A 1,091-nucleotide genomic window follows, 5' to 3' on the forward strand; every position below is an offset into this window, starting at 1 on the left:
ACGCTGGACATCCCGCCCCGTCCCGGACAGCCGGACAGCCGCAACGCCGGCGCCATTACCGCCAGCATCGCCCGCGCGGTGGAACTGGCGCGCAACGGCCAGGCGGCGGGCGTGGTGACCTGCCCCATCAGCAAGATCGTGCTGAAAAAGGCCGGGTTCGCCTATCCCGGCCATACGGAATACCTCGCCGCCCTGTGCAACGTGCCGGGGCGCGAGGTGATGATGCTGGCCTGCCCGGAACTGCGCGTGGTGCCCGTCACCATCCATGTCGGCCTGCGCCGGGCGCTGGATGAACTGGACACCGCCCGCATCATCGCCGCCACCCGCACGACCTATGCCGCCCTGCGCCGCGATTTTGGCATTGCGTCCCCCCGCATGGCCATTGCGGGGCTGAACCCGCATGCGGGCGAAGGCGGCACCATGGGCACGGAGGAACAGACCATCATCCAGCCCGCCATCGACGCCCTGCGCGCGGATGGCATGGACGTGACCGGCCCCTGGCCGCCCGACACCATGTTTACCCCCGCCGCCCGCGCGCGTTACGATGTGGCGATGTGCATGTATCACGATCAGGCGCTGATCCCGCTCAAGACCATCGACATGACGCAGGGCGTCAACGCCACGCTGGGGCTGCCCATCATCCGCACATCACCCGATCACGGCACCGCGTTCGACATCGCGGGCCGGGGGCTGGCCGATCCGTCCAGCCTTGTCGCGGCGCTGCACATGGCCACCCGGATGGCCGAACACAGGAACAGGTCATGAGCGCATCCCCTCCCGCCCCGATCCGGCTGGGCGTGAATATCGACCATGTCGCCACGGTGCGTAACGCGCGCGGCGGCCCCCACCCCGACCCGGTGCGGGCCGCGCTGCTGGCGCAGGACACGGGCGCGGATGGCATTACCGCCCACCTGCGCGAGGACCGCCGCCATATCCGTGACGCCGATCTTGAACGCCTGCGCGCCGAACTGGCGATTCCGCTGAACATGGAAATGGCCGCGACGGAGGAAATGACCGCCATCGCCACCCGCCTGCGCCCGCATGCGTGCTGCCTGGTGCCCGAGCGGCGGCAGGAAGTCACGACCGAAGGC

General features: G+C 69.7%; 2 protein-coding genes. Both read left to right on the forward strand.

Going from position 1 to position 1,091, the window contains the following annotated elements:
• The coding region (gene pdxA / locus JCM25156_RS17695; protein WP_025814202.1) for a 4-hydroxythreonine-4-phosphate dehydrogenase PdxA at positions 1-765 on the forward strand (765 nt) is incomplete at its 5' end.
• Positions 762-1,091: pyridoxine 5'-phosphate synthase (locus JCM25156_RS17700; RefSeq protein ID WP_025814203.1), on the forward strand; the 330-nt coding region annotated here is incomplete at its 3' end. The genes pdxA and JCM25156_RS17700, both read left to right, overlap by 4 nt.

This window comes from Komagataeibacter kakiaceti JCM 25156 (genome assembly GCF_000613305.1).